Origin of the sequence: Enterococcus sp. DIV1337a (genome assembly GCF_051712285.1) — a bacterium.
Taxonomy (GTDB): domain Bacteria; phylum Bacillota; class Bacilli; order Lactobacillales; family Enterococcaceae; genus Enterococcus; species Enterococcus faecalis.
Genome location: NZ_JBIOOP010000001.1, coordinates 1,687,177 through 1,701,889 on the forward strand (window position 1 = coordinate 1,687,177; position 14,713 = coordinate 1,701,889).

The window sequence follows — 14,713 nt, forward strand, 5'->3', positions numbered from 1 at the left end:
TTTATCTTTTTATTACATTGATTGTGTTATTTATTTTTTACAACAAAATGCTGAACGCTATTTATTGATAACGTTCAGCCTCAGTATAAATAATTGAAATTTTTAAATATATTCTGTATACGATTTTTTGGCATCAACAATTAGCGCTTCATGATGAGGTTGTCGATCTTCCTCTGGTGGCAATTGCAGATAATCCCCAAAAACCTGTGTTAAGTAGCGATTGTATCCCACAGGTATTGGCATTTTTGTATCTTCAAATGGAACAAAAATAGCCGATTTAAAATCTTCCAAATGATAAATATTACCCATGTAGCGTGGTCCAACACATAATTCTGTAACATAAGGAGTTGAGCCAAAGGAATACTTAGTCATTCTTTTTTCAGCGAAGCGCCAAATATGATAGCGAATTTTGCTTGAAGAAAAAATCCCTAATAAAACCTTGCTTCCTGTAGCCATAAGACCACCATGTTTTTCTGGAACAACTTGCGAACAAAATAAAGCATAAATCAGTGCCCAAAACTTTTGAATTTTTCTTCGCAATTTTCCTTCTGGCGCACCATCTAACGGAAAAATATCAATTGGTAAACCATGAGGGATATCTAAATCCTCTTGATAGGGCTTAATAAAAGTAGTGGCAGTATCTCTAATAGTAATAAATGAATTATGATCATTATATGTTTTAGAAGCAACTAATAGTGGATATCTATTTGTGTCTGCTTTCTGCGGCCATAGCTTTTTTAATTTTTCATAGTCTGGTCGTGGCATAAAAAAATCCAAATCATCATCCCACGGGATAAATCCTTGACTGCGCACAGCGCCAATACAACCGCCGCCACAGAAATAACATAACAAATTATTTTCTTGACAAAATTGAACAAAATATTTGGACATGGTTAATGTTACAGCTTGTATTTCTTTTAAATCTGTCTGGGACATCTCTTGCATAATTTTACCTCAATCTTAATCTTTTTCTTTCCTTAAAAACTTCTCATAAAATTTACCTCGTAAAGTATTTGGCATCAAACTTACGACAACATGCGCACTGGAACTCACAAAAAAATCTTTAAAACTACCAAGTCCTGCTTGATAGATTGCTTTGCGTCCTTTTAGTCCTGACTTAAAATACTGCCAACCACCACGCCGTGCGTACATATCACTGCCTGTTCGAGCATAGACTAAATGTTCAGAAAGGTTTTGCGCTTCCTTTCCGTTTTTCAATAATCGTACCCATAAATAATAATCTTCAAATCCTGACATTGGCAGATAGTTACCAACCTCTAAAATGTCTGACTTCTTATACATGACAGTCATATGGTTAAACGGGTTTCTTCTTTTGGAAAATTCCCGAATATCCTCATTAGAACTGGGAAGGTTACGATAACCTAAAACATTTTCTATATTCCCTTCAAATTCGATAATGTTAGAACCGACAATCACCAAGTTAGGATTTTTTTGGAATAATTGCCACTGCTTTTCAATCCGATCCGTCTTCATAATATCATCTGCATCCATTCGTGCAATCAGGTCATTACGACAAGCTTTAACCCCTTCTGCCAACGCTTTACCTAAACCAACATTTCTTTCTAGAGGTAAAACATGAAGCACTTCTGGATGCGTTTCTTTATATTTATCTATAATGCCTGTCATTTCTTCAGTTACAGGACCATCTTCTACTAATACTATTTCATCAACTTTTACAGTTTGATTAAAAATACTGTCTAAACATGCAATAACATATTCAGGACGCTCTTTTATATAAATGGAAAGCAAGACACTTACTGGTACCTTTTCCATTTCTTCACCCCTATTTCTTTTTTCATCCACGCTTGTATATTTTTACATAGAATACCTGATTTTTCAAGCTTTGTTAGAAGTCTCTCTTTTTTTCAAAAAAAGAGGAGCCACAGCTCCTCTTAACGGTAAATTCTAATAGCGTTCTCTTTACAATAATCCATCGTCAATTCTTCACGTTCTTCAGACTCATCTAATCCTCTTGATGATACTTTATCAAAGAGAATTTTGATGGTTTGAAGCAGAATTTTCATATCCAATAGTAACGAATAATTCTTAATGTACAGTAAATCAAAGTTCAATTTACTATTGTAGTCAGAAGCATACTTCCCATAAACTTGGGCATAGCCGGTAATCCCCGCACGTACATTGTGACGTAAATAGTAATTCGGGTTTTCCTGATTAAATTGATCAACAAAGAATGGTCGTTCAGGACGTGGTCCGACAATGGACATGTCCCCGCGAATAACATTGATTAATTGTGGCAACTCATCAATACGTAAAGCACGCAAGTATTTACCAACTGTAGTGACGCGACTGTCGTTACTTGTAGATAAGACGGGACCTGATTTTGCTTCCGCTGTTGCCGACATCGTTCTAAATTTTAAAATTGAGAACTCACGTTGATCTAATGTAATCCGAGTTTGTTTGTAAATCACTGGTCCCGGTGAGGTTGCTTTGACTAAAATTGCTGCAATAAGCATTAAGGGTGAGGTAATCACAAATAGGCAAACTGAGACTAATATATCGAATAAACGTTTAATAAAATTCTCTTCTGGTTGGATTTCAAAATTTGAAACTTCGATAATACTTTCATCTTCAAAGTTCATCATGTTCGGTTTTAACATAATTAGATTCTCAAAACTTGTATCTAAAAAGATTTTTTTCTTGTGTTTGACAATTAATTGATACAATTTTACTTTTTCGTTCTCATCAACATTACTTGAAATATAAACAATATCGATTTCATCGATAATTTTTTTTAAGTTTTCATAGTAATTGCTGACAACAACGCTCGTTACTTTATGCTTGTTATTTTTATCAGACATAAAGTTTTGAATTGACCGCATGACTTGATTTTCTTTACCTAATAAGACCACTTTTCGCTCATTGCTGACCTTTAAGTAAAGATAATAAACAAGAATTCGCCAAAGACTTAGAACAATAATTCCGATTATAAAGGAATATCCTAAAACAGAACGCGGGAACGTAAACCAACGTCCGGCAAATGTCACAATCATAATCGTTAATGTCATTAAAATTTGACCAATCACCGTGACAAAAATGATGTCACTAATTTTGCGATTATAAAAAATATACGCACCTAACAATAAATTTAAAAAGATAAAAAAGATTGAAATGTAAATTGCAGATTTTTCATAAGCCACAAAGTTAAATGATGGTATTGCTCGGCCAAATTTCATTATAAATCCTAAGATGATTGATAAATTATAGAGCAAAACGTCTGCTAAAATAATTACAATCCGTCTTGCATTACTCCATTCACTTTTTGATGTCATTAAAAACTTCCTCTCTTCACTTCCAGTAATTACATTATTTGTAATAACACGCAATCCCTATATTACCATAATGTCAGCGGACAAGAAAGTTCTATAGGATGAAAATTATCTGCGATGTCTTTGGACACGACTTAATTCTTCAGGTTGGTCCCAGCCCTCTTCGTCAACAGGTGCTATTGGGCGCTCTTCATTGCTAATAGGACTTATTTGTTTCACTCGTTTTCTTCTTTTAGGCATCGTTGGTCTTTCATGTCTTCCTCGTTTTTTCTCTGGCCGGAAGTAGAAGGCTAGCCCAAGGAAACTATAAACAATTGGCATCCAATGAGGCGCTAATAAAATATCTTCCATAAATGAATGAATCCAGATTAAAAGGAAGCCTAAAAGTAAACTAACTTGCAAACGATCCAATATTTTTTTGCGGAAACCAATCAATAAAATCATACTGACTAAAAAACCAAATAAAATCAGATAGCCAATGACGCCAAAACTACTTAACGTAAATAGGAAAGCATTATGTGTCCCCAGCGGTTTCCATGAAGCCACAAAAGGCTCCATACCGACTTTAATATGTTGAGGATCAGATAACCATTTAGCAAAAAACTCATGCCAAATTCGTTCTCTTCCTGTAAATAAATCAACAGTATCCGATTCTGCACATAAGTAAAATAACAACGGTCCCAATGCGGCTACTCCAACAAAACTAAACAACCAAACTTTCGAACGTTGCAAGAAACGTTTTGGTAAAAGATTATCCACCAGAATAAAACCAACTAAAATGGCAAAAGAGGTTTTTGATTGGCTGACCCATGTACCTAAAACACCACCAATGTATACAGGTAAAAGCAGCAAGTTAAAAACCTTATTTCTATATGCTTTGATCAAACTGCTGGCCATCATTGTTGAAAATATCAACGTTGCACCAATCGTATTGGTATTAATCCAAATACTTTCCAGTTTATTTGATTCTTTAAAAATTTCGTCTGCTGGAATCAATTGTGGCAACTCCACGGACATCCGATACAAAGTCGCACTCAAAGCAATTAAAGAGACAATTAATAAAAGCGTTTGATCCAAGCGGTCAAAGACACAAACTTTGAAACAAAGGACCAACAAAATAATTAAAGGAATCATTGTATCTGTTTGCATCGTGCTATGACGGATCGATTCCGTAAAATGAAACAAGAGCCAGGTGGCTAGCGCCAACGCTATGGTCAGCCAGTCAATAAATTTTAATTTTGTACAATTTAATAGCAGTACAAGTATTACTGCTATTAATAATAAAATCGAACTATTGGCATACATATATTTTGTGACTGGCGCGTCAATTCCTACGACCCACATCGTATACGAGCCGATCATTGTTAATAATAAAATAAGTCGACCGATTCTATTCAATACTTTTCCCATATTCAAACCTCATTCCATGAATGAATCACTAGTCGTTTATTCGATAAATATATGCCCCGTTCTGATCAGGTCCATATAATTTTTCAAAATGAATCGTTGGTGTGTCTAACGGTTCTAATGGTTTATAAACGACCGCATATTTAATCCCATATTCTTTTAATTTTTCTGGAGATAAACGAGCAATAATCGCATCTTTTTGCATCAACTCTAAAACAGGTGTTTGATTTCCTACTTCAACATTGATATGCGCATAGCGATTATAAATAAATGTGTCTTTTCCTTTTGGATCTAATGGTTTCCAAGCCTCTAAGTCAGGTGTAAAAGCAACACCGTTAAATGTATGCACGCCTAACATTGGCAAATAACCATACATCAAGCGTTCGCCCACCCACAATTGGTTGGGGTCTTTTTTGTTAATCTCTTCCACTTCTACTGCTAATTTTTTTCCATAGACAGCAGAAACACCTCGAGAAATTGGATTAACAAAGGCACCAGAAACCATAATGATCCCTAATAAGACAAGGACAAATAACGTGCGCCAACGTTTAAATAAAGCAACAATTAAAACGGTAGCGACAACCAAGACACCAATGATGTCCATTCGTGTAACGTATAACCGTAAATTGCCTGTATATAAAACAAAGAAATACAGAACAACATTTAATCCTAGCGCCCCTAACCAGGCCATCATTGGAATTTTTGCTTGACGATTCCATAAATAATCGATGAACCATAAACTCAACAACACAGCGGCAAACCCAAAGGATAACATCGCCCGTTGTTCTGGCACATAAGACCACAATGTGACCTTAGCAAAAATTGTTGGAAATTGCACGCTCATCCAAACTAAGTTAAATAAACAATACACGAATAAGACAAAACCGTAAATGTTTTCTTTGATTTTTTTATAAAAAATAAATGGTGAGAGCGGCAAAATAACAAAAAATAATTGATAAAAACTACTGATTTCCGAATTATTGGAATACGGAACATCTTGAAACGGCATTTTCCAGTTTGTTAAAAATAACAAAATATCACGTTTGGGCATATCGCCACCTAAACTCACCCGTTTTCCTGGATAAGCGGTATCCATTACTGCTTTTAAGGAATCCAACGAGCCATATAGCGAGCCGCCAACAATAATCGCCGTCATCAAGAGTGCCCCACCTATCAGGACCCCATCCCACTTATCCAACTTAATTTTTTTACGAAATTCTAAAAAGAATAAAATCAAAAATAATAAAATCAAATAACCAAGTGGTACTTGTAGCGCAGGATAAATCACTAAAACAAATCCTGAGGCCATAATAACAGCCGTTATCGCACAAATAACGCGACGTCGAACACTACTATGATAATAGAAATAATTATAAATTCCCACTAAAAAACCTAAGCCAAAAAATACTAAATCTCCGACTGGCGAGACAAACCACCATTGAAGGGCCGAAGAAAACGGAATCCAAACACTTGCTAACAAAGCTAAATATTTATTCCGCCGTGTGACGATCAAGCCAATTTCAAAAGAGAATAAAATTAAGCCAATTAATTTAAGATTCCAATACCAAGATAAGCCATATTCTTTACCTAGCAGCACGTAGCCCCACGTAAAAGGTTTCGCTAACGTGGCCAAATTCCACGCTGGCGAATTATAGCCTACCACCATGTCTTGCCCATTTAACGTAATCACATCATTATGTGTTTTCAAACCTGTTTGTGTTTGCGAGAGGCTAAATGGGGTTTGAACGAGCCATTCATCCGAGCGAACACCTCTTGGTTCACCAGCAATTAATGAACTTTTTTGACCATCTGCATATTCAGAAACATACGCATCCCACATGTTTAATGAACTACCATGGACTTTCAAGGCGACCAGTAAAATAAAAATGACTGCCGCTAGCAGATAGCGCCAGCGTAACAAATGATCAACCAAGCGAGCGCTCTGCTCAGCTTGGTTGCGTAATGGTTGTTTTTCTTTTCTTGTAGTTAGTTGTTGTTCCATCTTTTCGCTCCATTTCGTCATCCGCAATTGCATCTAGTCAATTCGTAATGAAAAGTTGGGAATATCCCTTGTCAGATTAGGATTATAAAATGGATCATTTTCAATTAAAGGTCCCCATTTTTCTTCCATCATCACTTTTTCTTGTTCAAAACGTTTTTTCTTTTTGCCTTTATCATCATATCCACGAGTTTGAGATTCAAAATGATAAAGCTCTGCTTCATGAAGCCAAACATTGTCACGTCCTAAAGCTTGGACTTTCAGGCATAAATCAACATCATTGAAAGCTACTGTAAAGGCTTCTTCAAAACCACCAACTGCGTCAAAATCTGCTTTTTTCATAAGTAAGCATGCGGCAGTAACAGCTGAATAATTGACATTAATAGCTAACCGACCAAAATAGCCTAAGTCACCATGGGGATAACCATAATGACCATGCCCAGCGACGCCACCTAAGCCTAAAATAACGCCTGCGTGTTGGACTGTATTATTTGGATACAATAATTTCGCGCCTACACAGCCAATCCGTTCTTGCTGAGCAAATGAAACCATCAAAGTTAACCAATTCTCTGTAATCACTTCGGTATCATTATTTAAAAATAACAAATACTCTCCGTGCGCTTTTTTCGCTGCACGATTGTTAATAGTTGAGAAATTGAATGGAATATCGATTGCTTCAACGAAAAAGCGGCCAGGTAATTGTTGTTCAAATTCTGCATACAATTCGTGCATTTTCGGATCTGTACTTCCATTGTCAGCCATAATAATCTCATAATTTTGGTAGGTTGTTTTTTCAATAATCGATGAAACACAACGTTGCACATCTTTATAGCCATTTTTAGTTGGAATAATAATTGAGACTAACTTTTCAGATTCAATGTCATAATAAACATCGTATAAGCCATTCGCCGCCCCATGCATTGCATGGCCATTAATTCCTCGACGAACGAGCGCATCTTGCACGGCTCTTAGACCCGCTTCGAAAGCATAGCCTTTGGAGCCCTGATCCACTGCTGTTGAGGTTGGAAGCATCCGCCAATAGTAAAGAACTTTCGGAATATGTGTGATGCGTTCTTTTGTCGTTTTTTCAGTAAATCTTAAGACTAAATCGTAGTCTTGAGAACCTTCGTAACCTTTTCGAAACCCGCCAATTTCTTCTAGAATACTCCGACGATACACGCCTAAATGCGAAATGTAATTGGTTCCTAAAAGTAAATCAGGTGACCAATCTGGTTTAAAGGCTGGATCAGAACGATTTCCATCCATGTCAATCTTATCTTCATCACTATAAATTAAATCCAGTTCTGGATTTTCATTAAGCACTTTAACCACTTCATAAAAAGCATTGATTGCTAATTCATCATCGTTGTCTAGTAAGGCGACAAATTCTCCGGTAGCAATCGCTAAAGCAGAGTTGGTTGCTTCTGAAATATGACCATTTTGTTCACGAAAGACGACCCGAATTCGCTCATCCAATTGTTGGTACTCTGTTAAAATCTTTTTGACATTAGGATCTGTTGAGGCGTCATCGGCCATACATAATTCCCAGTTAGTATAGACTTGATTCAAAATAGAATCAATGCATAACCGAAGCCATTTTTCTTCAACATTATACACTGGCATCGCAATGGAAATTTTAGGTTGATAATGAAATGTTGCGATTTCTTGTGTCATCGCTTCTATGTCTAGCACTTCATTTCTAGCTAACCAGTTAGGATATGAAGCTTGATTTCTTAGTTTCTCAATTTTCGCTCGTTGAATGGTGTGAGAAATACCATTTTTAGCCATATATTTAAATCCTTTTTTGGCTTTTATCCAAAGACGAGTCACTTTATCTTCTGTCCCCGGAATCACTGGATATTTTTTATTCAAGGGAAAATCCACCGTTACAACATGTGCTGATGATTGAAAATGAAAAGGGAGTACTTTTTTTTGTTTAATTCCTTCAAGTGTAACAACAAAGCCAGCTTCAATCGCAGGCTCTGTTTGATAAATTTGATTAACATCTTCACGTAAAACGCGCTGAATGTTATAAGCGGACACTTGGTTTTCATTATTAATTGTGAAAGTTGGGCTTTCTTTAGTGATTGTATCTAACGCCCAACCCGTAATGGTTAAATTATTCGTTGTCTTGTCGCGATAGATACTATCAAAGATCACCTTAATGTCTTCATTCATGTGCATTCTCCTTATAGATGTTTCGGATTTCGGTAAGGGTCAACTAAAGCTTCCGCGGTCCATTTTTCCGCAAGTTCTTTATAAGATCCTTTTTTATCATGATTTTGCATTTTTTCGTCTGCTTTCAAAATTGCATAGGAAACATATACATTTCGTTTACCAGCGCTAGCAAATTGTAACGATAAATCGACACCCATCCACTCTTTTCCTAAGCTTTCGTTAATTCCTTCTAAATTTAGGTAAAGTTGCTTGTTGAATAGTAAGCAATCTTCAGTTGCTGCTTGAATATTTCTTGGTAAAGCAATTCTGTAATAGTAACCTAAGCTTTTACCAGGGGTGCCTTTTTCAGGATAAAGCAACCGCCCTTTGTCTGTATCAACCGATACCCCCACTGTTTCCACGCGATAGCGTGCATCAACTACGCGGCCAGTCACTAAACCAGAGGTCTCTTGTTGACCAATGTTCATTAACTCTTTTAACCAATCATTTTTCGTTGGTACCAAACCAGCATTTAATAAAGCCACATATTCTCCCTTAGCAGCTTGAATCATGCCATGACGTGTTTCTGTTGAAACATAACGAAGGCGGTCGTTTTTAATATTTATTTGATTCTCGAAGCGTGCAGGCAATAGAATTTCATAATTTGTATACGCAGTTTTTTCTAATAATTGACGTAAGTAACTACTCATATTCTCTGTGTCATTCGTAATAATCAATGATACCATCGGCACATGATCATAAAAATAGTTAATTTTATAGGAACCATAAAATTCGGCAATCTCTACTTGTGCTTTTAAACCACGGCGTTCCGTTGCTGCTTGGACCGCTTTTTGACCAGCTACATAGGCGTAGCCTTTGCTTTCAGGGTTTAGAGCAGTCGATGATTCAATGGCACGCCAATGATACATCATACCAGGAATATGCTTGATTTTCGTTGCTTGTTCCGTTGCTCGCAATACGAAATCATAGTCTTGAGCGCCATTATATGCTGAGTTCAGTCCGCCTACTTTTTCTAATAAATCACGTTTCACAACAACAAAGTGTGTAATGTAATTATGGTTTAAAATCAGTTCTGGATTCCAGTCCGATTTGTAAAACGCATTGAAGCGACGACCATTTTCTGTAATTTTATCTTCATCAGTATAAAGAAAATCAATCGTTGGATCTGTATTTAAAGCTTTGACCACTTCATATAACGCTTGCGGCGCTAATTCATCATCGTTATCCATGAAACCAACAAAATCGCCAGTAGCAATCGACAAAGCTGAGTTAGTTGCTTCTGAAATATGTCCGTTTTCTTCGCGATAAATAACTTTAATCCGTTGATCTAGTTCTTTATATTTTTCTAGCATGGGCTTAATGTGTTCGCTTGGCGATGCATCATCTGCTAAACATAACTCCCAGTTTTCATAGTACTGATTTTGTAAAGAAGAGACGCACGCTGCAAGCCATTTTTCTTCGACATTATAAACAGGCACAGCGACAGAAATTTTAGGCTGAAATTGGAACGTTTTGATTTCCGCTAAAACTGCCTCCACGTCAACAGGGTCTTCTGCTTTTTCTTGTCGTTTAAAGTACCACTTCACAGAGCCCATCAAACCACGTGTTTGAATCGAACGCCATGCTCGATCAAATTTCGTACCTGGTTGAACCATGTTTGGACGCTCCACTACGTATTGAACCTTCTGTCCAGATTTGGTGTCAATGTTTAACGTGTAGGCTGGTAAATCTTCTGGATCTTTAATCGTAATGACAAACCCATAATCTTGATCGCCTTCTAATTCGAACATATCGATAACATCACGACGATATTCTGTTTCCACCGTATAAGTGACTGATTCACTGGCTTCTGCAATGCCGAATCTTAGCGGATAATTTGTTTGTTTGTCATACGCCCACCCTCTAATAACAGAAACGTTATTTTCTACATCGCGAGCAATATCATCAATGGTCAAATTAATCATTTTATCAAATTTAGTTAATGTGATTCGTTTATATTTTCCAGTAGGCATAGGGGCAGTCTCCGTCTGTTTATTCATTTCTTCTAAAAATTGATTTCTTTCATCTAACAATGCATGAATAAAGGTATTTTCACGTTCTGAATAGTTGCCTTCAAAGAAATAATCAATGGCTACCGTCAGGTCTTTGCCTGCTATTTGGGCATCGGTTACTTCAATTACCGGTACTTGCGTATCTAAGAAATAATAGATATTCTCTTGTACCAGAAAAGCATTTGTTGCTGCGACTGGGACTGTCTCGCCATCTATCGTCATAGATAATTTGATAATTGTCCCCGTTAAACTTGGGAATAATTTTATCAGTTGGGCGTCTTCTGGTATCTTCAGTTGGAACTGTTTTGTTTCAGGATTTTGTAGATCAACTGGTTGATCCAACTCGGTTTCTTTTTCTTCGCCACAATTAATCAAAATATGAACATTTTTTTCATTGTATGAATTTATCGGTGTTACTCGCTCTGGCTCTTCTACTGGTTCAGCAGTCAAAGCAAAAAAGTACTGATACACTTCGCCAAAGGGACGCGCTTTAAAAGCTGCTTGTACTTCTACAGGTAACTCTTCATACGTCGTAGGAATTTCGTTGTAGCCCACTTGATTAAATGTAAAATCTTCTTTGGCAATGTATAATCCAACTTCTGCAAAAACTTTTTCAAATCCTTCTTGTAAATAGAATGATTTATGCGTAGCATCCAACAGCCCAGTTTCATTCCAGGTTAAACGATTATTAAATAAATTAATTAAGACCGAATTATGTGCCAAATTAGGGAAAGTGATTAAGATTTGACCGCCTGGTTTTAAAAATGGTTTGACTTTTGCTAAGGCGCTTTGAGGATTCATTAAATGTTCCAACACATCCGCAAAAACGATATAATCAAACGTCTTACCAGCAAAGTATTCGACCCAATCATTTTCATCAATATTGCCATAAAAGGCATCTGTTGAAAATTGACTGACATGATCATAAAGTTCTTTGTCTAATTCAACAATTGAGACCTGGCACTTTTTTTCTTCCATCAAATAGCTAGTCATCCGCCCATTCCCTGGACCGAATTCCAAAACATCACTATTTTCTTTGATTTGTGCTACGATTTTCCCAACACTGGTACTCTCGTCTGTTTCCATTTCAAAATCATACTTCATCTTTTGTCGTATCCTTCCATTTATGATCTAAGATGACAATTCCTTCTCCGGCATAACGACCGGTAATAAACATCGTCACGTATTTTGTTTTGTAGACTAATGGGACTGTTGCATGTTCCTCAAAGAAAGCAATATCAAAATAATATTCACCTGTTAATAATGACATTTTTTCATATTCTAAATAAAAAACATTCCGTCCTTTTTTCCAAGGAATTTGCACGTCATCTAACAACGTATTTAAGCCACAGACATAATGATTGTCCACTGTTCGAATAGCGACCCCACAAACAGGCTTCTTAATTTGGTCGTTTTTGACAGTATATTCAATTTTTACAATCACTTTTTCATCTTGTGTTACCATTTCTAATGGTTCATAATCCGCGTTTAAAAGTTCCGCATGATCCACTTCAATAATATCTGGCGTTGGAGTTTCATCCTTCATGGTCGCTTCGCGGTCAACTGTTTTAATTGATTTCTTTTTCAAAAAGTTTTCGTAATTGGTAGTCACATCCATCGTATCACCATATTCAACGACTTTCCCGTGTTGCAACCAAAAAGTTCTGTCACAAAAACGACGGATGGAGTTTACATCGTGAGAAACAAATAAAATTGTTTTACCAGAATTTTTAATTTCTGTAAATTTTTCCATACATTTTAATTGAAATTCTAAATCCCCGACAGCCAACGCTTCGTCGACAATTAAAATATCTGGATCCACGTTAATGGCTACCGCAAAAGCCAAGCGGACAAACATACCACTAGAGTACGTTTTAACTGGTTGATACAAATGATCGCCGATGTCAGCAAAATCAATGACATCTTGGACACGCTCTTCCATCTCTTCTCGGGAAAAACCTAGGACCATTCCGTTTAAGAAAATATTTTCATATCCTGAATATTCAGGGTTAAAACCTGAACCTAATTCAAGCAACGCTGAAATTTTACCATTAATGACCATTGACCCGGAGGTTGGTGTTAGCACTCCAGTAATAATTTTTAACATGGTTGATTTTCCAGAGCCATTTTCACCGACAAAACCAATCATCTCGCCTTTTTTTATTTGCATCGTGACATCGTCTAATGCATAAAACAAATCGTGGTAGGATTTTTTGGTTGGACTAAGCGCTTCTTTAAACCGATCGGACGGTTTTTTATACATGTTGTATGTTTTGGTAATATGTTGGATATCAATTGCATATTCTGACATGTCGTTCTCTCCTTATAGTACATCTGAAAAATGTGGTTTTAAGCGTCTAAACACGGTTGAGCCAATTAATAGTAAAACAATAGTAACTCCCCAGAAATATAAGCTATATTGCCAATGTTCCCAGAACCATGCACCGCCTAAATAAGATTCGCGGTATCCTTGAACAATATAATATAATGGATTGATTTTTAAGATTGTCGCAATCATTCCAGTTGGTTGCCATAAAATTGGCAATGTCCACATAACTGTTTGCATAATGATATTGATAAATTGCATAATATCAGGTAAAAATGGTTGTGTTGAAGCAGTAATCCACGTAATTGCTGTTAAAAAGACTAATAAACAAGCTAAGTAGTAAATTAATTGCAAACTGTACAGACTTGGGTAATAACCGTTGGCTGTAGTAATTACAAAACCAATTAGAATGAAAAACAAGTGGGTGTACAAGTTCGATAAAATTTTAGACGTTGGTAAAATTTGTACATTAAACACGACTTTTTTAACTAAATAACTATATTCACGAAACACATTCGTGGCTGATAATAACGAATCTGAAAAGAAGAACCAAGGCACCATCCCTGTTACTAAATAGACAATGAATGGCATATTGTCGCCAGCTCTAGAACGAAGGCCTACAGAAAAGACAAACCAATACGTCAAAACAGTTACTAATGGCGTTAAAAACGCCCAGACAATTCCTAGTGCTGAACCAGCATACTTGGCCTTAAAATCATTAAATGAAAATTGTAATAACAATTTTTTGTTCTGAAAAATATTCTTGAAAATTGAAAATGTTTCTTTAAACATATACTTATTCCTTCCGTAATAAACTATTTTTAACTAAAATTTTTGGATACAAAAATGCCATTTTAAACAACATTTCTATTTTATCGATAAACGCCTAGGTTTTCAATAGTAGACCCCTTTTTATAAAGAAAAATTTAATTGATTTCGCTATATAAAAAAATCTTGTCCAATTTTTAGGAGATTATGCTACAATAATGGAGGTCTTGCATTTTTTTGCACGGAAACTATTTTTGAGAGAAGGGAAATTATGGTTCTTTTTATTATTTACGTATTTCTGTCTTCTGCTGGTCTGGTCTTATTTAAACTAGGTTCTAGCAGTTTGAACATCCAACTCCAACAAACAATCTTTTCAATGAATATCTCACTTATTTCTTTATTAGGTTTATTTTGTTATTTAATTAGTTTTATTTTATGGATGTTAATTATTAGTCGTTCCGATGTTTCTTACATTGTTCCTTTAGGCGTTGCCTGTACAAACATTGCTATTTTAATCGCTTCAAATCTTATTCTAAAAGAGACAATCACAACGAATGCCCTTATTGGTGCTGTGGTTATTATTGTCGGCATTGTGATTATGAATCTTAAATAAAAAAGATCGCTATTCATTGAGCTGACCCTTAAATATTAGACTTTCAGGTCCAACTTTTAAGGG

Annotated in this window: 10 protein-coding genes; 1 reads left to right on the forward strand and 9 read right to left on the reverse strand. The window is 36.0% G+C overall.

Features of this window, described 5'->3' with window-relative positions; genetic code table 11:
- Nucleotides 1–102: 102 nt before the first annotated feature.
- The 9 genes from IGL49_RS08085 to IGL49_RS08125 form a co-directional block, all read right to left on the reverse strand.
- Entirely contained in the window at nucleotides 103–945 is an 843-nt protein-coding gene (locus IGL49_RS08085; RefSeq protein WP_104853736.1) for a LicD family protein, read from the reverse strand.
- Nucleotides 946–960: 15 nt separating this feature from the next.
- Complete coding sequence (locus tag IGL49_RS08090; protein WP_104853735.1) at nucleotides 961–1,794, reverse strand: glycosyltransferase; 834 nt, start codon at nucleotides 1,792–1,794, stop codon at nucleotides 961–963.
- 119 nt (nucleotides 1,795–1,913) lie between these two features.
- Nucleotides 1,914–3,311 (reverse strand): sugar transferase, encoded by a 1,398-nt coding sequence (locus IGL49_RS08095; protein ID WP_104853734.1) that lies wholly within the window; start codon nucleotides 3,309–3,311, stop codon nucleotides 1,914–1,916.
- A gap of 105 nt (nucleotides 3,312–3,416) precedes the next feature.
- Complete coding sequence (locus IGL49_RS08100) at nucleotides 3,417–4,718, reverse strand: EpaQ family protein (protein WP_104853733.1); 1,302 nt, start codon at nucleotides 4,716–4,718, stop codon at nucleotides 3,417–3,419.
- Between the two features lie 28 nt (nucleotides 4,719–4,746).
- Nucleotides 4,747–6,750, reverse strand: coding sequence for a DUF7657 domain-containing protein (locus IGL49_RS08105; RefSeq protein ID WP_162782506.1), 2,004 nt, complete (start codon nucleotides 6,748–6,750; stop codon nucleotides 4,747–4,749).
- Nucleotides 6,751–8,892 (reverse strand): glycosyltransferase family 2 protein, encoded by a 2,142-nt coding sequence (locus IGL49_RS08110; RefSeq protein ID WP_104853731.1) that lies wholly within the window; start codon nucleotides 8,890–8,892, stop codon nucleotides 6,751–6,753.
- A gap of 11 nt (nucleotides 8,893–8,903) precedes the next feature.
- Complete coding sequence (locus IGL49_RS08115; RefSeq protein ID WP_104858223.1) at nucleotides 8,904–12,047, reverse strand: glycosyltransferase; 3,144 nt, start codon at nucleotides 12,045–12,047, stop codon at nucleotides 8,904–8,906.
- Nucleotides 12,037–13,254, reverse strand: a complete 1,218-nt coding sequence (locus IGL49_RS08120; protein ID WP_104853729.1) for an ABC transporter ATP-binding protein — start codon at nucleotides 13,252–13,254, stop codon at nucleotides 12,037–12,039. Before IGL49_RS08120 ends, IGL49_RS08115 begins: the two co-directional genes overlap by 11 nt.
- 12 nt (nucleotides 13,255–13,266) lie before the next feature.
- Nucleotides 13,267–14,061, reverse strand: coding sequence for an ABC transporter permease (locus IGL49_RS08125; protein WP_002356900.1), 795 nt, complete (start codon nucleotides 14,059–14,061; stop codon nucleotides 13,267–13,269).
- Nucleotides 14,062–14,308: 247 nt separating this feature from the next.
- On the opposite strand from IGL49_RS08125, the gene IGL49_RS08130 reads away from it, so the two are divergent.
- The gene (locus IGL49_RS08130; protein ID WP_002356899.1) at nucleotides 14,309–14,650 is read left to right on the forward strand and encodes an EamA family transporter; all 342 of its coding nucleotides are present in this window, start codon (nucleotides 14,309–14,311) and stop codon (nucleotides 14,648–14,650) included.
- Nucleotides 14,651–14,713: the final 63 nt, after the last annotated feature.

Coding starts and splice junctions, on each gene's coding strand:
- IGL49_RS08130 (WP_002356899.1), top strand. CDS start 14,309: ATGGTTCTTTTTATTATTTACGTATTTCTGTCTTCTGCTGGTCTGGTC.
- IGL49_RS08095 (WP_104853734.1), bottom strand. CDS start 3,311: ATGACATCAAAAAGTGAATGGAGTAATGCAAGACGGATTGTAATTATT.
- IGL49_RS08125 (WP_002356900.1), bottom strand. CDS start 14,061: ATGTTTAAAGAAACATTTTCAATTTTCAAGAATATTTTTCAGAACAAA.
- IGL49_RS08110 (WP_104853731.1), bottom strand. CDS start 8,892: ATGAATGAAGACATTAAGGTGATCTTTGATAGTATCTATCGCGACAAG.
- IGL49_RS08115 (WP_104858223.1), bottom strand. CDS start 12,047: ATGAAGTATGATTTTGAAATGGAAACAGACGAGAGTACCAGTGTTGGG.
- IGL49_RS08120 (WP_104853729.1), bottom strand. CDS start 13,254: ATGTCAGAATATGCAATTGATATCCAACATATTACCAAAACATACAAC.
- IGL49_RS08105 (WP_162782506.1), bottom strand. CDS start 6,750: ATGCAATTGCGGATGACGAAATGGAGCGAAAAGATGGAACAACAACTA.
- IGL49_RS08085 (WP_104853736.1), bottom strand. CDS start 945: ATGCAAGAGATGTCCCAGACAGATTTAAAAGAAATACAAGCTGTAACA.
- IGL49_RS08100 (WP_104853733.1), bottom strand. CDS start 4,718: ATGGGAAAAGTATTGAATAGAATCGGTCGACTTATTTTATTATTAACA.
- IGL49_RS08090 (WP_104853735.1), bottom strand. CDS start 1,794: ATGGAAAAGGTACCAGTAAGTGTCTTGCTTTCCATTTATATAAAAGAG.